This window comes from Pantoea dispersa, from assembly GCF_019890955.1.
GTDB classification, from domain to species: domain Bacteria; phylum Pseudomonadota; class Gammaproteobacteria; order Enterobacterales; family Enterobacteriaceae; genus Pantoea; species Pantoea dispersa.
Genome location: NZ_CP082346.1, coordinates 2370633 through 2391428 on the forward strand (window position 1 = coordinate 2370633; position 20796 = coordinate 2391428).

General features: G+C 57.2%; 27 protein-coding genes. 18 read left to right on the forward strand and 9 right to left on the reverse strand.

The features are described 5' to 3' along the window. The first annotated feature begins 85 nt into the window (after positions 1 to 85). A complete protein-coding gene (locus K7H94_RS10990; protein ID WP_222951037.1) occupies positions 86 to 1213 on the forward strand; it encodes a mechanosensitive ion channel family protein in 1128 nt (375 codons plus the stop codon). Between the two features lie 15 nt (positions 1214 to 1228). Here K7H94_RS10990 and emtA read toward each other — a convergent pair whose 3' ends face one another. After that, on the reverse strand, positions 1229 to 1840 hold the full coding sequence (gene emtA / locus K7H94_RS10995) for a membrane-bound lytic murein transglycosylase EmtA (RefSeq protein ID WP_021506358.1): 612 nt from the start codon (positions 1838 to 1840) through the stop codon (positions 1229 to 1231). A gap of 181 nt (positions 1841 to 2021) precedes the next feature. Between emtA and ldcA the strand changes: the two genes are divergently transcribed. Both ldcA and K7H94_RS11005 read left to right on the forward strand, forming a co-directional pair. Beyond that, entirely contained in the window at positions 2022 to 2945 is a 924-nt protein-coding gene (gene ldcA / locus K7H94_RS11000) for a muramoyltetrapeptide carboxypeptidase (RefSeq protein ID WP_222951038.1), read from the forward strand. A 23-nt stretch (positions 2946 to 2968) separates the two neighbouring features. Next, positions 2969 to 3631 (forward strand): MBL fold metallo-hydrolase, encoded by a 663-nt coding sequence (locus tag K7H94_RS11005; protein ID WP_222951039.1) that lies wholly within the window; start codon positions 2969 to 2971, stop codon positions 3629 to 3631. Here the strand turns inward: K7H94_RS11005 and K7H94_RS11010 are convergent, their stop codons facing one another. Both K7H94_RS11010 and K7H94_RS11015 read right to left on the reverse strand, forming a co-directional pair. Then, on the reverse strand, positions 3632 to 4045 hold the full coding sequence (locus tag K7H94_RS11010; protein WP_058757613.1) for a GNAT family N-acetyltransferase: 414 nt from the start codon (positions 4043 to 4045) through the stop codon (positions 3632 to 3634). Positions 4046 to 4066: 21 nt separating this feature from the next. Further along, entirely contained in the window at positions 4067 to 4450 is a 384-nt protein-coding gene (locus K7H94_RS11015; RefSeq protein WP_058757612.1) for a hypothetical protein, read from the reverse strand. Between the two features lie 217 nt (positions 4451 to 4667). On the opposite strand from K7H94_RS11015, the gene K7H94_RS11020 reads away from it, so the two are divergent. Continuing rightward, complete coding sequence (locus K7H94_RS11020) at positions 4668 to 5024, forward strand: DUF4186 domain-containing protein (RefSeq protein ID WP_010617204.1); 357 nt, start codon at positions 4668 to 4670, stop codon at positions 5022 to 5024. A gap of 18 nt (positions 5025 to 5042) precedes the next feature. Here K7H94_RS11020 and K7H94_RS11025 read toward each other — a convergent pair whose 3' ends face one another. Further along, positions 5043 to 5222 (reverse strand): hypothetical protein, encoded by a 180-nt coding sequence (locus K7H94_RS11025; RefSeq protein WP_031279245.1) that lies wholly within the window; start codon positions 5220 to 5222, stop codon positions 5043 to 5045. Between the two features lie 203 nt (positions 5223 to 5425). Here K7H94_RS11025 and K7H94_RS11030 point away from each other — a divergent pair, with 203 nt between their 5' ends. Both K7H94_RS11030 and K7H94_RS11035 read left to right on the forward strand, forming a co-directional pair. Then, complete coding sequence (locus tag K7H94_RS11030) at positions 5426 to 5755, forward strand: hypothetical protein (RefSeq protein ID WP_222951040.1); 330 nt, start codon at positions 5426 to 5428, stop codon at positions 5753 to 5755. A gap of 61 nt (positions 5756 to 5816) precedes the next feature. After that, the gene (locus K7H94_RS11035) at positions 5817 to 6365 is read left to right on the forward strand and encodes a hypothetical protein (protein WP_058769856.1); all 549 of its coding nucleotides are present in this window, start codon (positions 5817 to 5819) and stop codon (positions 6363 to 6365) included. A 24-nt stretch (positions 6366 to 6389) separates the two neighbouring features. Here the strand turns inward: K7H94_RS11035 and K7H94_RS11040 are convergent, their stop codons facing one another. Next, a complete protein-coding gene (locus tag K7H94_RS11040; protein WP_021506367.1) occupies positions 6390 to 6596 on the reverse strand; it encodes a DUF2767 family protein in 207 nt (68 codons plus the stop codon). A gap of 180 nt (positions 6597 to 6776) precedes the next feature. On the opposite strand from K7H94_RS11040, the gene K7H94_RS11045 reads away from it, so the two are divergent. Continuing rightward, positions 6777 to 7025, forward strand: coding sequence for a DUF883 family protein (locus tag K7H94_RS11045; RefSeq protein WP_021506368.1), 249 nt, complete (start codon positions 6777 to 6779; stop codon positions 7023 to 7025). Positions 7026 to 7059: 34 nt separating this feature from the next. Here the strand turns inward: K7H94_RS11045 and K7H94_RS11050 are convergent, their stop codons facing one another. Next, entirely contained in the window at positions 7060 to 7257 is a 198-nt protein-coding gene (locus K7H94_RS11050; protein ID WP_153002028.1) for a hypothetical protein, read from the reverse strand. A gap of 100 nt (positions 7258 to 7357) precedes the next feature. Next, on the reverse strand, positions 7358 to 7555 hold the full coding sequence (locus tag K7H94_RS11055) for a DUF6404 family protein (RefSeq protein WP_021506369.1): 198 nt from the start codon (positions 7553 to 7555) through the stop codon (positions 7358 to 7360). A gap of 268 nt (positions 7556 to 7823) precedes the next feature. On the opposite strand from K7H94_RS11055, the gene K7H94_RS11060 reads away from it, so the two are divergent. The 3 genes from K7H94_RS11060 to K7H94_RS11070 all read left to right on the forward strand — a co-directional run bounded on the left by K7H94_RS11060 (position 7824) and on the right by K7H94_RS11070 (position 9779). Beyond that, positions 7824 to 8006 carry a type II toxin-antitoxin system HicA family toxin gene (locus tag K7H94_RS11060; protein ID WP_059010332.1) on the forward strand — a complete coding sequence of 61 codons (183 nt, stop codon included), beginning with the start codon at positions 7824 to 7826 and terminating at the stop codon, positions 8004 to 8006. A gap of 39 nt (positions 8007 to 8045) precedes the next feature. Beyond that, positions 8046 to 8438, forward strand: coding sequence for a type II toxin-antitoxin system HicB family antitoxin (locus K7H94_RS11065; RefSeq protein WP_022548759.1), 393 nt, complete (start codon positions 8046 to 8048; stop codon positions 8436 to 8438). Positions 8439 to 8522: 84 nt separating this feature from the next. Next, entirely contained in the window at positions 8523 to 9779 is a 1257-nt protein-coding gene (locus K7H94_RS11070; RefSeq protein ID WP_222951041.1) for a mechanosensitive ion channel family protein, read from the forward strand. A gap of 122 nt (positions 9780 to 9901) precedes the next feature. Here the strand turns inward: K7H94_RS11070 and icd are convergent, their stop codons facing one another. After that, positions 9902 to 11152 (reverse strand): NADP-dependent isocitrate dehydrogenase, encoded by a 1251-nt coding sequence (gene icd, locus K7H94_RS11075; RefSeq protein ID WP_010617214.1) that lies wholly within the window; start codon positions 11150 to 11152, stop codon positions 9902 to 9904. Positions 11153 to 11253: 101 nt separating this feature from the next. Between icd and rluE the strand changes: the two genes are divergently transcribed. The 8 genes from rluE to K7H94_RS11115 all read left to right on the forward strand — a co-directional run bounded on the left by rluE (position 11254) and on the right by K7H94_RS11115 (position 19170). Then, complete coding sequence (rluE, locus tag K7H94_RS11080) at positions 11254 to 11922, forward strand: 23S rRNA pseudouridine(2457) synthase RluE (protein WP_150058306.1); 669 nt, start codon at positions 11254 to 11256, stop codon at positions 11920 to 11922. Between the two features lie 44 nt (positions 11923 to 11966). Beyond that, positions 11967 to 12440, forward strand: coding sequence for an NUDIX domain-containing protein (locus K7H94_RS11085; RefSeq protein ID WP_215786129.1), 474 nt, complete (start codon positions 11967 to 11969; stop codon positions 12438 to 12440). A 41-nt stretch (positions 12441 to 12481) separates the two neighbouring features. After that, positions 12482 to 13594: a tRNA 2-thiouridine(34) synthase MnmA gene (gene mnmA / locus K7H94_RS11090; RefSeq protein WP_222951042.1), complete on the forward strand. Its 1113-nt coding sequence runs from the start codon at positions 12482 to 12484 to the stop codon at positions 13592 to 13594. Between the two features lie 34 nt (positions 13595 to 13628). Further along, positions 13629 to 14270, forward strand: coding sequence for a high frequency lysogenization protein HflD (gene hflD / locus K7H94_RS11095; protein ID WP_222951043.1), 642 nt, complete (start codon positions 13629 to 13631; stop codon positions 14268 to 14270). Between the two features lie 44 nt (positions 14271 to 14314). After that, on the forward strand, positions 14315 to 15685 hold the full coding sequence (gene purB, locus K7H94_RS11100; protein ID WP_088517708.1) for an adenylosuccinate lyase: 1371 nt from the start codon (positions 14315 to 14317) through the stop codon (positions 15683 to 15685). A 173-nt stretch (positions 15686 to 15858) separates the two neighbouring features. Next, positions 15859 to 16527, forward strand: a complete 669-nt coding sequence (gene phoP / locus K7H94_RS11105) for a two-component system response regulator PhoP (protein WP_010617222.1) — start codon at positions 15859 to 15861, stop codon at positions 16525 to 16527. 3 nt (positions 16528 to 16530) lie between these two features. Beyond that, positions 16531 to 17991, forward strand: a complete 1461-nt coding sequence (gene phoQ / locus K7H94_RS11110; protein WP_021506378.1) for a two-component system sensor histidine kinase PhoQ — start codon at positions 16531 to 16533, stop codon at positions 17989 to 17991. Positions 17992 to 18048: 57 nt separating this feature from the next. After that, positions 18049 to 19170 carry a ribosomal protein uL16 3-hydroxylase gene (locus K7H94_RS11115; protein WP_222951044.1) on the forward strand — a complete coding sequence of 374 codons (1122 nt, stop codon included), beginning with the start codon at positions 18049 to 18051 and terminating at the stop codon, positions 19168 to 19170. A gap of 311 nt (positions 19171 to 19481) precedes the next feature. Here the strand turns inward: K7H94_RS11115 and pepT are convergent, their stop codons facing one another. Further along, positions 19482 to 20708, reverse strand: a complete 1227-nt coding sequence (gene pepT / locus K7H94_RS11120; protein WP_021506380.1) for a peptidase T — start codon at positions 20706 to 20708, stop codon at positions 19482 to 19484. Positions 20709 to 20796 lie beyond the last annotated feature (88 nt).

Here is a 20796-nt window from a genome sequence, read left to right on the forward strand (position 1 = left end):
CCGGCGTCCCGCGCGACGCCAGCGTAGTCTATGCTTTCTCCTTGCACATTCTTTTCACCGGCTCCCAGCAAGGAGATTCTCCCCAATGGAAAACTGGCTTTCTGCCCATCGTTTACAACTTATCTTTCTCAATCAAAACTTCTGGATTAATAGCGCCATCATCGTGTTCGGCACGCTGATTGTTTACTGGCTGCTGCGCACCGTCATCCGCTTTGTCTCTAACCGTATCGCCCACTACAGCGAACAGCGCCACGTGCGTTTCACCGGCATTCTGGTGGAGATTCTGCGCAGCACCAGTCAGCTGCTGCTGCTGATCTTCTCGCTGCTGATCACGCTGAAATTTGTCGATCTGCCGGACAGCTGGAGCGTCGCCATCGCCCACGGCTGGTTCCTGGCGCTGATTCTGCAGCTCACGCTGTGGATCGACGGCGGCATTCGCCTGTGGCTGCACTCGTTGCTGCGCGATCCGCTGCACGTGCGCAATCCGGTCACCACGGTGATCCTCGGCATTCTGCTGCGTGTCGTGGTGTGGGTGATGATGCTGCTGGCGATCCTCTCCAATATGGGGATCAATATCACCGCGCTGGTGGCCAGCCTCGGCGTCGGCGGTATCGCCATCGCGCTGGCGATTCAGACGGTGCTGAGCGATGTGTTCGCTTCGCTGGCGATTGGCTTCGATAAGCCCTTTGAGCACGGCGACTTTATTGTGTTCGGCGACATCGCTGGCTCCATTGAGCACATTGGCCTGAAAACCACCCGGCTGCGCAGTCTCGGCGGCGAACAGATTGTCTGCTCCAACACTATTCTGCTGCAGCAAACCATCCACAACTACAAACGCATGCAGCAGCGACGCATCGTGTTTAAGTTCGGGATTAATTACGGCACGCCGGCGGAGAAAGTGCGGCAGATTGGCGGCATGGTGCAACGCATCATTGAAGGCGTGCCGGACACGCGTTTTGATCGCGCCCATTTCCTGTCGTTTGACGAATCGCAGCTGACGTTTGAGGTGGTCTATTTCGTGCTGAGCGCCGATTACAACAAATACATGGACATTCAGCAGGAGATTAACCTGCAACTGATGGCGCAGCTGGAGCAGAAACAGATTCGTTTCGCCTTCCCGATGCGCCGCGTGGAGTTCACTGGCGGCGTGCTGCCGCGCATTAGCCTCAGCGATGCCTCAAATGAGGCTGCGGCTGAGCGCGCACAGCACTGAGCCCCGCCAGCGGCATTAGCCGATGGTGCGATAGGCGGTGGTGACTTTCCACAGGTAGCGCGGCGCCTGGGCGGCCGGATGCTTGTTCTGCACGTGCTGGTAGAACTCATCCGGCGTCATGGCGTTGATCATAGCAATGGCGCGATCGCGGTCGCGCGAGAAGGTGCGCAGCAGCGCGCCGGCGCCGTTGGCATAGGAAACAATGGTGGCATAGCGCAGCGTCAGCGGATCGCGAATGCCCGCCAGTGCGGAATCCTGCAGAATCCGGATATAGGCCGCGCCGATATCAATATTTTTCGCCGGGTCGCGCAGTTCGGAGTTACTCGGCTGGCCGTGGCGTCCCTGTGCGCGATACACCTCGCGTCCGGCGGTGGCGGCTTTGATCTGCATCAGCCCGACCGCGTTAGAACGGCTTACCACGGTTGGGTTGCCCCCGGATTCGACACTAATAATGGCGCTGATCAGCTTCTCATCAACGCCATAATGACTGGCGGCATCTTCGGTAAACAGTGACCATGCATCATTCACTTTCGACGGCGGCGCCTGGGTTAATGGCGTATTCTTCTCCGGCGTCACCGGTTTTTCCGGCTCGCTGGCACAGCCAGCCAGCAGCAAAGCAGACAGCATAAGTAGTCGAATTTTCACTGATTTTTGGTTCCGCTATAGGATTGGCGCAAGCTATCATAACCATGACGGTAAAAGGTAAAATTACCGTTTATCCTAAATACGTAAAAAACCTTGTGCTACCGTGACTTCGGTAACGCATTTCGTCATCATCGGCAGGCCAATAGACAGCAGGATGGAAGTTATGCTCGCCCCTCGTTCAATACGCCTCATCGCCCCTTCCGGTTATTGCCACAATCAGGACGCCGCCCGCCGCGCGGTGGAGCGCCTGCAGGCGGAAGGCCATCAACTGCAAAACCCGGAAGCCATTACGCGCCGCTGGCAGCGTTTTGCCGGTGATGACGCGCAGCGCCTGCAGGATGTGAATGCGCTGGCGTCGCTGGCGTCGCTACCGGATATCGTACTGGCGGTGCGCGGCGGCTATGGTGCCTCACGCCTGCTCGATCACCTCGACTATGTGGCGCTGCAGCGTCGCCTGCTTAATCAGCCTATTGCGCTGTGCGGCCACAGTGATTTCACCGCTATTCAGCTGGCGCTGCTGGCGCAAACCGGGCTAATCACCTTCAGCGGACCGATGCTGGCCGGCAATTTTGGCGCGGAGGCTTTATCTGAATTTACCGTCAGCCACTTTTGGCAGGCGCTAACATCTCCTACAGTCAATCTGGCGTGGCACAGCGCCAGTCCGGATCGCGGCCGCTGGCAGGGCACGCTGTGGGGCGGCAATCTGGCGATGATCTGCTCCCTGATTGGCACGCCGTGGCTGCCGCAGATTGAAGACGGCATTCTGGTGATCGAGGATGTGAATGAGCATCCGTTCCGCATTGAGCGTATGCTGATTCAGCTGCAGCAGAGCGGTATTCTGGCGCGCCAGCGCGCCATTGTCACCGGCAGCTTCACCAGCACCGCCCTGTCCGATTACGACAACGGCTTTGATTTCGCCACGGTGTGGCAGCGGTTGCGTGACGAGTACCAGATTGCGGTGATCAGCGATCTGCCGTTTGGCCATGATGCCGATACCGTGACGCTGCCGCTCGGCGCCAGCGCCACGCTTGAGATTGACCAGGGCGCCGCGCGGTTAGCCTTTACCGGCCATCCGACGTTGCGCTGACGTGTTGCCGCAGGAGACCGCTATTGAAGCCGCTGTACGAAGACTTGTGGATCTCCACGCCGGAATTTCCCGCCGAAGAGACGGCAAATGATTTAATGATGCACGGGTTTATGCTGCGCCATCCGCGCGGCAACCTGTTGATTGGTCGCGTTGAGCAGCTGCTGGATCATGAAGTGCTCGCGGACGCGGGCGGCGTGATTCGCCACTATTTTACCCACTGGCACGAAGCCGCGCCGGGCGCGCGGGCCATTCAGCAGCGCTTCAATAGTGCGCTGTATTGCCACAGCCGCTCGCTCGGCCCGGTGAGCCTGGTGATTGAGCCGGACGAAACCTTCACGCATCAGGACGTACATTTTGGCGACTTTCACCTGCTGCCCACGCCGGGCCACACGCCGGGCAGCTGCAGCTACCTGTATCACTCACCGCTCGGCCAGACCTACCTGTTTGTCGGCGACACCCTGACGCGGGATTACCATCGCTGGATTAGCGTGCTGGTGCCGGACAGTAATCCTGCGGAGCTGCAGCAGTCGCTGGAGCTGTACCGCTCGCTGCGTCCGGATGTGGTGCTGATGAGCACCACGCGCGGGCATCTCTCCTGGGCAAAGGTCGATTTACAGAGCTGGCTGGCCGCGATTGATGAAGCGGAACAGTCGCCGCTGGACCTGCGCCAGCAGCCACCGCTGTGATTACAGCGTCTTGCTCAGATAGTGACGCTGATGTTCGCGCGGATAATGGTCAAGGCTAAAACGAAGCGTATAGCCAAGCTTTTCATAAAACGGCCGCGCCTGAAAGCTGGCGGTATCCACCTGCGCGTAACGGCAGCCGCGTGCGCGGGCTTCCTGTTCGGCAGCCTGAATCAACTGGCTGCCGGCGCCCTGCCCGCGTAACCCATCGCTGACCCACAGCATATCAATGCGTAACCAGTTGCCATAGGTTGAGCCCGTCAGCCCCGCCAGCTTTTTTCCGGCGCCGTCTTTAATGAACACACCGATAGCTTTCATCTCATTGATGTCAATAAAGCGGCTGTTGAAGGCGTTCAGGCCGAGGCGCATTTCATCCAGATCCTGATGCGTGACGCTATCCGTAACGCTTAATTGCATGGTCGGCTCCTTGTGGCGGCATTATGAAGAGGGGTGCTGGCGGTCGTCGTAGCGCTCCAGCGACAGAATATCAGCATCGCGTTTTTCCGTGCGGTTGCAGGGCAACAGCTTATCGCTGTCGGCGTAGACGAAAAAGGTTTCGCCGCTGTTTTTATTCACGATCAGCTGATCGCCATTACGGAAACGGGTAATGGCGACCTTATCGCCGTCCTGCAGACGCGTGCGCTGCTGCCCGGCGGCAATCTGGAAATGCCGGGTTGGCCACATCAGCGTGCTAAGCCCGTAAGCGGCACGCGATACCGTCATGGTGGGGCGGCCCGGGCAGGTGATCTGGAATTCGCTTTCGCTCCACGCGGGGGCAATCTGGCAGGCCATCAGGAGCGCGGCAAGGGTTATCGCCTTCATGGGGTTCTCCACTGAGGTTAGATCATGATTTTGCACGAATTTAATTGGCCAGAGGGTAACATACAACCGCCGCCGGTGCGGTAATCTGCGACCGCAGGTCAGCCACTGCGGGCAGGAAGAACGCCTCCACAACACTGATTTTGTGAGGTTTTATGCGATCGGGATATCTTTGTAACGAGTTAAGTAAAATGCGCTAAGATCGCGTCAGGAGGATGTTATGCGAGATGAACAGGCATTATTCGCGCGGCTGGCGCAATCGCCGTTTCGCCGCCGCTTCCATTTAGGCGCGAAAGAGCGACAGTACTGTATTGAGAAAGGCCCGGCGGTAATCGATCAACACGCGGCCGATTTTATCCAGCAAAGACTGGCCGCAGCCGAACCAAAGAATGATGGCAAACAGACGCCAATGCGCGGCCATCCGGTGTTTATCGCCCAGCACGCCACGGCAACCTGCTGCCGCGGCTGTCTGGCAAAATGGCATGGCATTGCTGCGCATCAGCCGTTAACGGCAGAGCAGCAGCAATATATGGTGCGGGTGATTCACCGCTGGCTGGTGGGTGAAATAAATGGTTAAGACCGGGATGGGATGGAACTACTCTGCCGCGACCTGTGCGGCCACCAGCATCAGCGCCAGTCCGGCATCGTCTGGATCGAAACGCTGCATAACTTCATGGATCGCCGTCACGCAGTTCATCACCTGCTGTTTTTTGTCGGCGTCTAACTTATCAATCGCGTGCTGAAGAATCATTAAACTGGCTTCTTCTTCTCTCATGGATTTACCCTTGTTTTGCTTACCTGGTGCGCAACGCTGGCAAGAATAACGTTTATCTGCTAGCAAAGTCACCCCTTTACATGCTTACCGCTTAACGATTAAACAAATGGCAAATGGGCAGTGGCGTCAGACATGCTATGATCGGATCAGTGGCGCGCATCGTCAGGCCAGCATAAATCAGGGAATGCACCAGGAACAGGACCATGTTAAGACTCAGTTTTCTACTCACACTTATCCTGCTGGCTGGCTGCAGCTCCACGCCGAAAGGCGTCGATTGCCCCGGCGAGGTCGCAACGCTCTATGGTCAGTCGCTGGGCCACACCGAAGGGCGCATCTTCGATTTGGTGAATTCGTTTTCGGTGGCGCGCGATGGCGTAACGCTGAGCAGCGGCGCACTGCACTCCACCGACCGTTTCCGCTATGTCCCTTCTGCCGTGACGCCGGAAGGCTTTTATGCACAGCGGCTCAGCGACAAGCAGTTCCGCCTGATCAACCCGTCGCGTAACACCATGATTACCTGGACGTGTCCATAAGCCGTGCGTGGCACGCGCAGATGGTTTATTGTCAGCGTTTGTCATGCTGCGGACCTGCATTATGGAAAAGAGTCTGGACAATAACGGTTATATCGATTTCCCCTTTCCGGCCACCCGAGACGCGGATGGCTCGGTCAACCCGTGCGGTTTTGACCTGACGCTGGAAACCGATCGCATTGATGAGATCGCCGCCGGTAAACATTCTGAAAATTTGCGTCGTCTGCTGGAAGAGGTCAATCTGCAGGATGGCCTGTTTATGACGCTGGCCTGTGACTGGCAGCAGCGCGCAGACGGCGTGTGCGGCTTTCTCGATGTGGCGTTCCGCCCCACGCTGGACTGTAGCAGCGAAGAGACACAGAGCCTCGATCAGTTCTTTGAGATGTATCTGCGCCGCCAGGAGCAGCAGCACAGCATGCCACGCGACGCGCTGGTCAACTATGCGCGCGCGGTGCTGGACTGGAGCTGGTCGCCGCTGCAGCAGCGCCATCGCCGCTATGAGAAGGTCACCATTCGCTATTACTGCCAGCAGGCGGACGATGCCGAATGGTGTTTTGATCACCTGCGCCATTTCCTGGTGAGCTGGTACCCGGCGTATCGCGGCCAGCAGTGAGGGCGTCCGCGTGACGCCCTGCGCTTACGGCCGTACCAGACGAATCGCGTGCTCGAGCATACGCTGTTCATCGCGTTCGTCGTGGGCGCGATCGTGGCGCGTACGCTGCAGCAAACGGGCAATCTCCTCCCGTCTGGTTTCATGACCGCACTCGGAAAGGACAATCACCGCATCGCCAATCACCCGGCAAACTTCATCGTAATCGTCTTCATTCAGGATATCGCGTTTCATTTCTCCTCCGTTCAGTGAGCGCTGCGTGAGGTTGGCGCAGCTTAGCGTGGTCCTTACCAGGTATGGACAGCAATGCCGATTCCTGCAAACCACTGTTACATCCTGAAAAGCCACCAGGTTGCCGGTCTGCACTTCTCTGTCTACGCTGAAAGAGACATTCACCACTCTCAGGGAGTTAATATGACCGATAAAGCGGAAGCAAAATTGAATGAAGCGGCGGGTGCCGTACAGGAAAAATTTGGCGAGTTCACCGGTTCACGCCGCCATCAGGCACGCGGTGCCGCGCGACGCTATCCGGCGCAGGCCAGTTATGCAGTGCAGGATGCAGCAGACTGCGTGGTGAGATCGGTACGCGACAACCCGGCGACCGGACTGGCCGTTGCCGCCAGCATCGGCGTGATTGTCGGTTTCCTGCTGGGCCGTAAATAATCCCCGGCGATCGGGGCCCGTGCGGCCCCGATACTCAATGCCGCTGCGGCACGCCGTCCCGTCGTTCCTGAATATGTTCATCCGGCGTCTCGGCGACATCTGCCGTACTGCTTTGCCCGGCAAGGTGGCGCCCATGCTGCCCCGCCATCACCACAGGACCCACCGGTAATTGTGCACTGGCCGCCAGTGATAGCAGCAATAAAAACCATCCCGTCAGTAACGTTCTTCCCATCCTGCCCGCCTTACACGCTGATTAGTGAGCGCTCAGCTTGCCGGATGTCATGCAAATTAGCGTCAGCGCGACGCAAAGCTATGTCGGCAGTTGTGAATAATCAGGCCTGTGCGCGCCGCGCTTTGTAACGCGCCACCATGGTCATTAATGCCTGATAAATCAAACCGGCATACAGGCTCATGACAATCATCATGCCCGGCGTTTTGCCCTGTGCCTGCCAGGATACAAACCACATAAAAATGCCCCATAGCAGGGAAAAAATCAGCCAGCCTTTTACAAACTTGATCACACCTTGCATAGCACCTCCGGATTGATGAAGGCTGAAGATAGCGGTTCAGCCAGCAAATGGCACGCGCGCCGGTGCCGGGATGTTAACTGTTTCAAAGTTTTACGCAAACCGCTATCGCAGCGGGAAAAAGCCGTGGAAAACAGTACGCAGAACGCAGCATCAACGGGTGCCTGTCGCGGCCGTCCCGGTTAGTTTGGCCATGACCCGCCGATGTGATGGCAGAGACCGCCTTGCACCAGTGTGTATTGTGTGTATAATTTCACCTACAGGAAGTCCGATGAAGAGCGCGACGCTGATTAAACTGCTGCAAAAGAATGGCTGGAAGCTGGAGCGCATACGCGGCAGTCATCATCAGTTCTCACATCCGGATTTAGCTCATCTGATCACCGTGCCGCATCCGCAGAAGGATATGAAGACAGGCACGCTGATGCAGATTCTGAAAGACGCCAGGCTGGATTGATCCATGCTGGTTTTATTCCGCTTGCTCAGAGGTGACATGATGCTGTTTCCCGCTTTGGTAGAGATTGACGCTGACGGCTCGGCCAGTGGTTATTTCCCGGATGTCACCGGCTGTTATTTTGCCGGTGATACGCCCGAGCAAACGCTGCAGGATGCGCAATCTGCGCTGCATGCCCACTTTGAACTGATGGCGGAGAAAGGCTTATTGATTCCGGAGCCGGCGCAGCACTGGCAGCAGGAATTTAGCCAGCCTGGCGTGTGGATCTACGTTGATATTGATGTCACCCGCTATCTGGGCAAATCCGAGCGCATCAATATCACTATGCCGCATCTGCTGATTGAGAAGATCGATAAGATGGTCAGTAATAACGCGCGCTACAGCAGCCGCAGCCATTTTCTTGCCGAGGCGGCGCGCAAAGCGCTGGTCTCGTAGCAACACTATTGCGCACGCGTCGCTTATCGTCCGTGGCCGCTTTATGTTTGAATTCCCGCCTCAACCGGCCGGCATGTGGTTAAAATGAATTACTTACGCGACATACAAACGTTTATTGAAGGCAACACGGTGCTCTCCGCCACCTTCAGCCTGCTGCTGTTACTGGTTGCCGGCATGGTCACCCATCTGATCTGCAAGTTCTTCGTGGTAAAAGTGGTGCGCCGCGTGTTCTTTAGCACGCATAAAAACCAGGTGCCGCTGGATAAAGACGTCCGGCTCTCAGAAAAGCTGTCGAATTTTATTCCGGTGATCACCGTCTATTACCTGCTGCAGTTTATGCCGAACCTGCCCGAGCATCTGCTGATCGCGGTGAAAACCATCTGCGGCATTCTGTTTTTTGTTTATCTGTCGCTGTTCTTTAACGAAGTGCTGGAGATCGTTAACAACTCCTATTCGCGTAAGTCGAAGCGCAAGAACCACTCGATAAAAGGCTATATCCAGATCGGTAAGATCCTGGTGCACATCATTTCCGCCATCATGATTCTGGCTATCATGTCGAACAAATCGCCGGTAATTATCATCTCCAGTCTGGGTGCGGTCGCGGCGGTATTGATGTTAGTGTTTCAGCACACCCTGCTGTCGCTGGTGGCCAATATTCAGGTGTCATCAAACGATGTGCTGCAGCTTGGCGACTGGATTGAAATGCCGGATAACGGCATCAGCGGTGAAGTGATTGATATCGCTCTGCATACCATTACCATCCGCAACTGGGACAATACGCTGTCGCGGATCCCGACCAAAAATTTCCTGACCGAAACCTACACCAACTGGCAGGCGATGTTCTCCTCCGGCGCGCGGCGTATCATGCGCAGCTTTCATCTCGACCAGACCTCGATTCGCTTTCTCGATCAGCAAATGGTGCAGCAGATGAGCCAGATTCGCGGCGTCAGTGAGCAGCTTTCAATCCTGATGGATGGCCGCGATAGCAGCGTGGTTGGTGACCGCTGGTTTGCCGAAAACGGCATTACCAACCTCACGGTGTTCCGTCACTATCTCACCGCCTGGCTGGCGCAGCGCGACGATATTAAAAAAGATATGTATATCGTGGTGCGTGCGATGAAACCCTCACCGGAGGGATTGCCGGTAGAGGTTTATTGCTTTACCTCCTCGGTACTGTGGGTTGATTACGAGAATTCCCAGTCGGCGATATTTGAATTCATCTACGCCATCGTCGGTCAGTTTTCGCTGCGGATTTACCAGCATCCTGCCGGCAATGATTTCTGGCGTTTGTCGCAGGCGCGCGATAGCCAGATCGCTCAGTTACAGCCTCCGGCGGAATAAAGCCACGCAGCGCACGGTCGTCATGCATGGCAAACCGGCGATGACATGACGTCCTTCCCGCTGCCAGCATAAAAAAAGGGAGCCCTGCGGCTCCCTTTCATGTTGCATTTGCTCAGGACAAATTACATGTTCGCGATGATCGCGTCACCAAACTCAGAACATTTCAGCAGCTTAGCGCCGTCCATCAGACGCTCAAAGTCGTAGGTCACTGTTTTGGCAGCGATTGCGCCTTCCATACCTTTAACGATCAGGTCAGCCGCCTCGAACCACTCCAGGTGACGCAGCATCATTTCTGCAGACAGGATCACGGAACCTGGGTTCACTTTATCCTGGCCGGCATATTTCGGTGCCGTACCGTGGGTAGCTTCGAACAGTGCGCACTCGTCACCGATGTTGGCACCCGGTGCGATACCAATACCGCCTACCTGTGCCGCCAGGGCATCAGAAATGTAGTCACCGTTCAGGTTCATACAGGCGATAACGTCATACTCGGCTGGACGCAGCAGGATCTGCTGCAGGAAGGCGTCGGCGATCACATCTTTAACGATGATCTCTTTACCGGTGTTCGGGTTTTTGAACTTCATCCACGGACCGCCATCGATCAGCTCGCCGCCGAACTCTTCTTTCACCAGCTGGTAGCCCCAGTCTTTGAAAGAGCCTTCGGTGAACTTCATGATGTTGCCTTTGTGCACCAGCGTCAGGGAATCACGGTCATTGGTGATGGTGTATTCAACCGCGGCACGCACCAGACGTTTCGTGCCCTCTTCTGAACACGGCTTCACGCCAATACCACACTGCTGCGGGAAGCGAATTTTCTTCACGCCCATCTCTTCACGCAGGAATTTGATCACTTTGTCCGCTTCCGGCGTACCGGCTTTCCACTCGATACCGGCATAGATATCTTCGGAGTTTTCGCGGAAGATCACCATGTCGGTATCTTCAGGACGTTTAACCGGGCTTGGCGTGCCTTTGTAGTAACGTACCGGACGCAGACACACGTACAGATCCAGTTCCTGGCGCAGTGCCACGTTCAGGGAACGAATACCGCCACCTACCGGGGTAGTCAGTGGGCCTTTAATGGCTACGCGGTACTCTTTGATTAAATCGAGGGTTTCCTGCGGCAGCCAGACATCCTGGCCATAGAGTTCGACGGATTTTTCGCCGGTGTAAATTTCCATCCAGGAAATTTTTCGCTCGCCGTTGTAGGCTTTCTTCACAGCGGCATCAACCACTTTCAGCATCACCGGGGAAACGTCAACCCCAATACCGTCACCTTCAATGTAGGGGATGATCGGGTTATTCGGGACATTCAGTTTGCCCTGATCCAGGGTGATTTTTTGACCTTCCGCCGGAACAACTACTTTGCTTTCCATTAACCTCTCCTTCGAGCGATTTTTTGTTAATGATTTGTAAGATGCGCGTCAATACTACTTGAATATTTCCGCCACGCCAATCACCGCAGTTTCGCGCTATAATGCGCCGATTGTTACCAACTGCAAAGCCCATGCGAAAAACTTCTCAACGAATTCACCAGCATAAGCGCCCTGCTGCCCCGGCGCGCCAGCCCGCGCGGCGTGACACGCGGCCAAAAGGTCCGCGTCGCGTCATACTCTTTAACAAACCTTTCGATGTTCTGCCGCAGTTCAGCGATGAGGCTGGCCGCCGCACGCTGAAAGATTTTGTGCCGGTGAGCGAGGTGTATGCCGCAGGCCGTCTCGACCGCGACAGCGAAGGGTTGATGATTCTGACCAACGATGGCGCATTGCAGGCGCAGCTGACGCAGCCGGGCAAGCGCACCGGCAAAATCTATTACGTTCAGGTGGAAGGCGTGCCGCAGGAATCAGATTTATCCCGCCTGCGCAGTGGCATCACCCTCAACGATGGTCCAGCGTTGCCGGCGGGCGCAGAAGTGGTGCCTGAACCCGCGTGGCTGTGGCCGCGCACCCCGCCGATTCGCGAGCGCAAAGCTATCCCCACCTGCTGGCTGAAAATCACGCTGTATGAAGGGCGCAATCGCCAGGTCCGAAGGATGACGGCGCACATTGGCTTTCCAACGTTACGCCTGATCCGTTTTGCCATGGGTGATTACCAGCTGCAGGATTTGGCACCGGGCGAATGGCGCGACATCAGCGACCGGACGTAGGTTATACATTTCGATAACGTCAGGTTAACTATTTGGGAGGAACGATGTTTAAACCTCATGTAACCGTCGCCTGTATGGTGCACGCGCAGGGCAAATTACTGGTGGTGGAAGAGCGCGTCGACGGCCGCATTACCTGGAATCAGCCGGCCGGTCATCTTGAGGCCGATGAAACGCTGCTGGAAGCCGCGCAACGTGAGCTGTACGAAGAGACCGGCATCAGCGCGCAGCCCGACTATTTTCTCGGCGTGCAGCAGTGGATCGCCCCGGACCATACACCTTTTGTGCGTTTTCTGTTTGGCCTCGATCTGCCTGCCCCCGTGACCACCACGCCACACGACAGCGATATTGACTGCTGCTGGTGGCTGTCGCCCGCGCAGATTCTCAGCGCAGAGACGCTGCGTTCGCCGCTGGTGGCCGAAAGCGTGCGGCTGTGGCAGCAGGGGGCCCGCTATCCGCTGCAGCTGATAGCCCCGTATCAGTGGCCGTTTCATGAGGGTGCGCACAACGCTTCCGCGTGATAGAATGCGCCGCCTGTTTTTATCGTAATCAAGAGTGCGTCATGTCTGACAACAGCCAGAAAAAAGTGATCGTCGGGATGTCCGGCGGCGTCGATTCTTCCGTTTCCGCCTGGTTACTGCAGCAGCAGGGCTATCAGGTTGAAGGCCTGTTCATGAAGAACTGGGAGGAAGACGATGGCGAGGAGTATTGCACCGCCGCTGACGATCTGGCTGACGCACAGGCCGTGTGTGACAAGCTCGGCATCAAACTGCACAAAATCAATTTCGCCGCTGAGTACTGGGACAACGTATTCGAGCACTTTCTGGAAGAGTACAAGGCCGGACGCACGCCGAACCCGGATATTCTGTGTAACAAAGAGATTAAGTTCAAAGCGTTTCTCGAATTCGCTGCAGACGATCTCGGCGCAGACTACATTGCCACCGGCCACTATGTGCGCCGTGCCGATGTCGATGGCACCAGCCAGCTGCTGCGCGGTCTCGACGGCAATAAAGATCAGAGCTATTTCCTCTACACGCTCAGCCACCAGCAGATTGCACAGAGCCTGTTCCCGGTCGGCGAACTGGAGAAGCCTGAGGTGCGCCGCATTGCCGAACAGCTCGATCTGATTACAGCGAAGAAAAAAGACTCCACCGGTATTTGCTTTATCGGCGAGCGTAAATTCCGCGACTTCCTGGGTCGTTACCTGCCGGCCCAGCCGGGCGTCATCGAAACCGTTGACGGCGAAGTGGTCGGTGAACACCAGGGGCTGATGTATCACACCCTGGGTCAGCGTAAAGGGCTGGGCATCGGCGGACGCAAAGAGAGCAACGACGAACCGTGGTATGTGGTCGACAAAGATGTCGCGCGCAATACGCTGATTGTCGCACAGGGCGGCGATCATCCGCGCCTGATGTCGGTGGGCCTGATAGCACAGCAGCTGCACTGGGTCGATCGCCAGCCGGTGACCGCAGCGCTGCGCTGCACGGTGAAAACCCGCTATCGTCAGAGCGACATTCCCTGCGAGATCATTCCGCACGGCGACGATCGCATTGAAGTGCGTTTCGATGAGCCGGTCGCGGCCGTCACCCCGGGCCAGTCCGCGGTATTTTACCTCGGTGACGTGTGCCTTGGTGGCGGTATTATTGAACAGCGCCTGCCGCTGACAGAGGCCTGAGTCGGCACTGCCGACGCGTCTACAGGAGTGAAGCGTGGCTAAAAACTATTATGAGATAACGCTGGCGCTGGCCGGCGTTTGCCAGGCAGCCCATCTGGTGCAGCAGCTGGCACACCAGGGGAACTGCAACAACGCGGCGCTGCAGGTGTCGCTGCGCAGCCTGCTGGATTTGAACCCAGGTTCAACGCTGGCGGTGTTTGGCAATGATGAAGCCAATCTGCGCCCCGGGCTGGAAGCGCTGATGGCGGTGCTGAACAGCGGCAGCCGGCAGGGTGCCAGCGCCGATTTGACGCGTTATACCCTGAGCCTGATGGTGCTGGAGCGTAAACTGCACGGTAACAAAACCGCGCTAAACACCCTGGCGCAGCGCATCGGCCAGCTTGATCGTCAGCTGGCGCATTACGAACTGGAATCAGACACCATTACCAGCGCCATGGCCGGCATTTACGTTGATGTGATTAGCCCGCTCGGCCCGCGCATTCAGGTGACCGGCTCACCGCAGGTGCTGCAGAATTCGCAGGTGCAGAGCAAAGTTCGCGCTGCGCTGCTGGCCGGTATCCGCGCGGCGGTGCTGTGGCAGCAGGTCGGCGGCGGTCGTCTGCAGCTGATGTTTGCGCGCCAGCGTCTGCTGCGCGAAGCGAAAACCCTTTTATCCCGGCTGGGTCCGGCGTATTAAGCGCCGCCCTGCCCTATATTGTTAACGATTCAGGAGTTGCACTGATGGAATTATCCTCTCTGACCGCCGTCTCACCTGTCGATGGTCGTTACGGCGATAAAGTCAGCCCGCTGCGTGCGATTTTCAGCGAGTTCGGTTTGCTGAAATTCCGCGTTGAGGTTGAAGTTCGCTGGTTACAGAAACTGGCCGCGACCGCAGAGATCAAGGAAGTTCCTGCATTTGATGCCGACGCAAACGCTTTCCTTGATGCAATTGTCGCCGGTTTCAGCGAAGAAGATGCGGCGCGCATCAAAACCATTGAGCGCACCACCAACCATGACGTGAAAGCCGTCGAGTACTTTCTGAAAGAGAAAGTAGCGAACGTGCCGGCGCTGCACGCGGTGTCTGAGTTTATCCATTTCGCCTGCACCTCCGAAGATATCAATAACCTGTCACACGCGCTGATGCTGGAAACCGCACGCCGCGACGTGATCGTGCCGTTCTGGAACCAGATCATCACCGCCGTGAAGGGCCTGGCGCAGGAGTATCGCGACATTCCGCTGCTGTCGCGCACCCACGGTCAGCCGGCAACGCCCTCCACCATGGGCAAAGAGATGGCCAACGTGGCCTACCGCATGGAACGTCAGCTGCGTCAGCTGAGCAAGGTGGAAGTGCTGGGCAAAATCAACGGCGCGGTGGGCAACTACAATGCGCACATCGCCGCGTATCCGGAAGTGGACTGGCATCAGCTGAGCGAGCAGTTTGTGACCTCGCTGGGTATCAGCTGGAACCCGTACACCACGCAGATCGAGCCGCATGATTACATCGCCGAGCTGTTCGACTGCATCGCGCGCTTCAATACCATCCTGATTGATTTTGACCGCGACATCTGGGGTTACATCGCCCTGAACCATTTCAAACAGAAAACCATTGCTGGCGAAATTGGCTCTTCAACCATGCCGCACAAGGTTAACCCTATCGACTTCGAAAACTCCGAAGGGAATCTGGGGCTGGCCAACGCGGTGATGCAGCACCTGGCCAGCAAACTGCCGGTATCACGCTGGCAGCGCGATCTGACCGATTCTACCGTGCTGCGTAACCTCGGCGTCGGCGTCGGCTATGCCTTGATCGCCTATCAGGCCACGCTGAAAGGTATCTCCAAGCTGGAAGTGAACCGCGATCGCCTGCTGGATGAGCTGGATCACAACTGGGAAGTCCTGGCTGAGCCGATCCAGACCGTGATGCGCCGCTACGGCATTGAAAAGCCGTATGAGAAGCTGAAAGAGCTGACGCGCGGCAAGCGCGTGGACGCAGCCGGTATGCAGGCATTTATCGACAGCCTTGAGCTGCCGGAAGCAGAGAAAGTGCGCCTGAAGCAGATGACGCCAGCCAACTATCTCGGCCGCGCGATTCAGATGGTTGACGACCTGAAGTAATTCCTTGCTCTGAAAACTCAGGCTATGGCAAGTTGGTGTTACCTCAGTCACGCACGTCACGTGGTGGCTGAGGTTCCCCTGCCAGTGCATCACAGCGGAGTGTTAATCTGCGGTTTAGCTGGCGTAGCGTATACTTTTCGCCATCATCACTGAGTTGAAGGTAAGGAAATTCTATGCGTGTTCTGGTTGTGGAAGATAATGCCCTGCTGCGCCATCACCTCGCAGTCCAGTTACGTGACATGGGTCATCAGGTGGATGCCGCCGAAGACGCCAAAGAAGCCGACTATTTCCTGCAGGAACACATTCCCGATATCGCGCTGGTCGATCTCGGCCTGCCCGACGAAGACGGCATGTCGCTGATTCGCCGCTGGCGTGGCGATGCCATTCGTCAGCCGATTCTGGTGCTGACCGCGCGCGAAGGCTGGCAGGCGAAAGTTGAAGCGCTGGAAGCCGGTGCCGATGACTACGTGACCAAGCCGTTCCACATTGAAGAGGTCGCCGCCCGCTTACAGGCGCTGATGCGCCGCAACAGCGGGCACGCCTCGCAAATTATCTCCATGCCGCCGTTCCAGGTTGACCTGTCGCGCCGCGAGCTTACGGTGAATGACGCGCCGGTCAAGCTGACCGCGTTTGAGTACACCATTGTTGAAACGCTGATCCGCAATGCCGGTAAAGTGGTCAGCAAAGACTCGCTGATGCTGCAGCTGTATCCCGATGCGGAACTGCGCGAAAGCCACACCATTGATGTACTGATGGGGCGGCTGCGTAAAAAAATTCTCGCGCTGCACCCGACCGAAGTGATCAACACCGTGCGTGGCCAGGGATACCGCTTTGATCTCTGATTTATGAAGCTGCTCCGTCGTCAGCGCCCTTTCTCCTTACGCGCGCGTTTCCTGCTGGCGACGGCGGCGATCGTGCTGTTTTTGTCGCTGTCGTATGGCATGGTGGCGGTCATTGGCTACGTCGTCAGCTTTGATAAAAATACCTATCGCGTGATGCGCGGCGAGAGCAATCTGTTCTTTACCCTCGCGCAGTGGAAAGACAACAAGCTCACCATCGCCCAGCCGGAACGCATGACGCTCAATTTCCCGACGCTGGTGTTCATCTATGACGAGCGCGGTAAGCTGCTGTGGCAGCAGCGTGACGTGCCGGAAATCCGCAAAAACATTCGCCGCGACTGGCTGATGAAGCCAGACTTTTACGAGATCGATACCAGCAATCGCACCAGTATGGCGGCGATGGGTAACAATCCGCAGGCACAGCAGCGGCTGCACGCGCTGGACAGTGACAGCAACGACACCTTCACCCACTCGGTGGCGGTTAACCGCTACGACGCCACCACCAATCTGCCGGCGCTGACCATTGTGGTGGTGGACTCAATCCCGCAGGAGCTGCAGCACTCAGACGTGGTGTGGTCGTGGTTCAGCTATGTGCTGGCAGCCAATCTGCTGCTGGTGATTCCGCTGCTGTGGCTGGCGGCACACTGGAGTCTGCGTCCGATTGGTCACCTGACTTCGCAGGTGCGCGAGCTGGAAACCGGTCACCGGGAAAATCTCGATGACAACCCCCCGCAGGAGCTGCGCAGCCTGGTGCGCAACCTCAATCTGTTGCTCACCAACGAACGGCAGCGTTACACGCGCTATCGCACCACGCTGTCGGATTTGACGCACAGCCTGAAAACGCCGCTGGCGGTGCTACAAAGCACGCTGCGCTCGCTGCGCGGTGGCAAAGAGCTGACCATCGAACAGGCTGAGCCGGTCATGCTCGAGCAGATCAGCCGCATCTCGCAGCAGATTGGCTACTACCTGCATCGCGCCAGCATGCAGGCGGATCACAACCCGCTACAGCGCGATCTGCACTCGGTCTCGGCCCTGCTGGATAGCCTGTGTTCCGCGCTCAATAAGGTGTATCAGCGCAAGGGCGTTGAGATCACGCTGGATATTTCGCCGGAGCTGACCTTTATCGGCGATCAAAATGACTTTATGGAAGTGCTGGGCAACGTGCTGGATAACGCCTGCAAATACTGCCTCGAATTTATTGAGGTCAGCGCGCGCCAGACGGAAAACGCGCTGCATCTGTTCATTGACGACGACGGCCCCGGTATTCCCGAAAGCAAGCGCGATCTGATCTTTGTGCGCGGCCAGCGTGCCGACACGCTGCGTCCCGGTCAGGGACTGGGACTGGCAGTAGTGCGCGATATTCTCGAGCAGTATGCCGGTCAGGTAATCGCCACGACCAGCCCGCTCGGCGGCGCACGCATGGAGGTGATTTTTCAGCGGCAGGAAGTTGAACATCACCGCGAGTAGAACCGGGCGCGGGCTGTTATACTTGGCAGCAATTATGGCCCTAACCGGAATCCTCGCATGGACTATCAGCTCGACATCAACTGGCCCGACTTTATTCAGCGCTACTGGCAAAAACGCCCGGTGGTGCTGAAACGGGGTTTCAAAAACTTCATTGATCCGATTTCTCCGGATGAGCTGGCCGGTCTGGCAATGGAAAACGAGGTGGACAGCCGCCTCGTCAGCCACAACAACGGCAAGTGGCAGGTCAGCCATGGTCCGTTTGAAAGCTACGATCACCTGGGTGAAAGCAACTGGTCGCTGCTGGTCCAGGCGGTGAACCACTGGCATGAACCTTCTGCTGCGCTGATGCGCCCGTTCCGCTTTCTGCCCGACTGGCGTATCGACGACCTGATGATCTCGTTCGCCACACCGGGCGGCGGCGTTGGCCCGCACTTTGATCAATACGACGTGTTTATTATTCAGGGCACTGGCCGCCGTCGCTGGCGCGTGGGCGAAAAAGTGCCGATGAAACAGCACTGCCCGCATCCGGACCTGCTGCAGGTTGAACCGTTCGACGCCATCATCGATGAAGAGCTGGAACCGGGCGACATTCTTTATATTCCACCGGGTTTCCCGCATGAAGGCTACTCGCTGGAGAACTCGCTCAACTATTCAGTCGGCTTCCGCGCGCCCAACGGACGCGAGTTGATCAGCGGCTTTGCGGATTACATGCTGGCGCATGAACTGGGCAGCTACCGCTTCAGCGATCCGGATGTGCCGGCGCGCGATTGTCCTTCGCAGATTCTGCCGTCGGAAGTGGAAGGGATCCGCAAGGTGATGCTGGATGTGATTAATCAGCCGGAGCAGTTCAACCAGTGGTTTGGCGAATTTATTTCCCAGTCGCGTCACGAGCTGGATGTGGCACCGCCGGAACCGCCGTATCAGCCGGATGAGATTTATGACGCGCTGCAGCAGGGTGATGCGCTGACGCGCCTCGGCGGCCTGCGCGTGCTGACGCTGGGCGACGCGGTGTACGTCAACGGTGAGCGCGTCGAGTGCGCACATCCGTCGGTACTGGCTGCACTGGCACACAAACACGTATTGACGCTGGAAGATTTCGGCGATGCGCTGGACGATCCTTCGCTGCTGGCTCAGCTGGCGGCACTGGTGAACAGCGGGTACTGGTTTTTTGCTGATTGAGTTGATCAGGTCCTCTGCGCCCGTTTCCCTCACCCCGGCCCTCTCCCGCCCGCGGGAGAGGGAGAAAACCGCGCGACGATTGCAGTAAAGCGCCGGCGACGGCATGGGCAAATAAAGAGCCTGATTCTCGCTCGATCGGTCCCCTCTCCCGCCCGCGGGAGAGGGAGAAAACCGTGCTCGCCTTGCGACAAGATGGGTAAAGCAGTGATTAAGGCAATAAACAAAGCCTGATACCCGCTTGATCGGTTCCCTCTCCCGCGAGCGGGAGAGGGTTAGGGTGAGGGCAAGCCCCGCTCAGCCCCTATCCGCCCTTACTTCTTCTCCGCCGCGAGCGCGGCCAGGCGCACGATCACCTCAACCGACTTCGCCATCACATTCAGCGACGCAAACTCATGCTTGCCGTGATAGTTGTAGCCGCCGGTAAACAGATTCGGACACGGCAGTCCTTTCCATGACAGCGCCGATCCGTCCGTGCCGCCGCGAATGGGCTTCACGTTCGGTTCGATACCGCAGTCGCGCATCGCCTGCAGCGCCAGCTCAATGATGTGCGGATGCGGTTCCACCTTCTCCCGCATATTGCGATAGCTGTCGCTGATCTCCACCTTGATGGAGCACTCAGCCTGCAGGCCTTTACTGACGCGGCGGCCAATCTCCTGCAGCAGCTGCTTACGCTGTTCGTAGCTGTCGGCATCAAAATCGCGAATCAGGTACATCAGCTCGGCGTGCTCTACCGATCCCTTAATAGTGTGCAGGTGGAAAAAGCCTTCATAGCCGTCGGTAAACTGCGGCTTCTCTTTGGCAGGCAGCTCGGCGTGGAAGCGCATTGCCAGGTCCAGCGCATTCACCATCACGTTTTTCGCACTGCCGGGATGCACGTTGTTGCCGGTGATTTTGACCAGCGCCGTCGCGGCATTAAAGTTTTCGAACTCAAACTCGCCGAGATCGCTGCCGTCAACGGTATAAGCCCAGTCAGCCGCGAATCCTTCAACGTCGAAGTGCGACGTGCCGCGACCTATCTCTTCATCCGGAGTAAAGGCCACGCGAATGGCGCCGTGCGGCACATCCCCTTTGGCCAGCTCGGCCATTGCCGTCATGATCTCAGCGATACCGGCTTTATCATCAGCGCCCAGCAGCGTTTTACCGTCGGTGGTGATCAGCGTATGCCCGGTCAGCTTGTGCAGCACCGGGAACATCACCGGCGAGAGCACTTCATCCCCATTGCCCAGCGCGATGTCACCGCCACGATAGTTTTCAATGATCTGCGGATTGACATTTTTCGCGGTGAAATCCGGCGAGGTATCCATGTGGGAAATAAAACCGATCACCGGCGTCGGCCAGTCGACGTTTGCCGGCAGGGTACCCATCACACAGCAATGATCGCTTAAGGTGACGTCCACAAAACCCAGCGCAATAAGCTCTTCCTGTAACTGACGCGCCAGCGTCCACTGCCCTTCGCTGCTCGGCACCTGCCGCGCCTGAGGTTTTGCCTGGGTTTCTACTGCCACATAACTGAGAAAACGCTCAAGTAATTGATCCATCTGTCATCCCTCTAAAGAACCTGCATTATTATCATGGGGCCTGATTATCGCCATGTTGCGTCAAATCATTATCCTTCAGGTTAGCCCT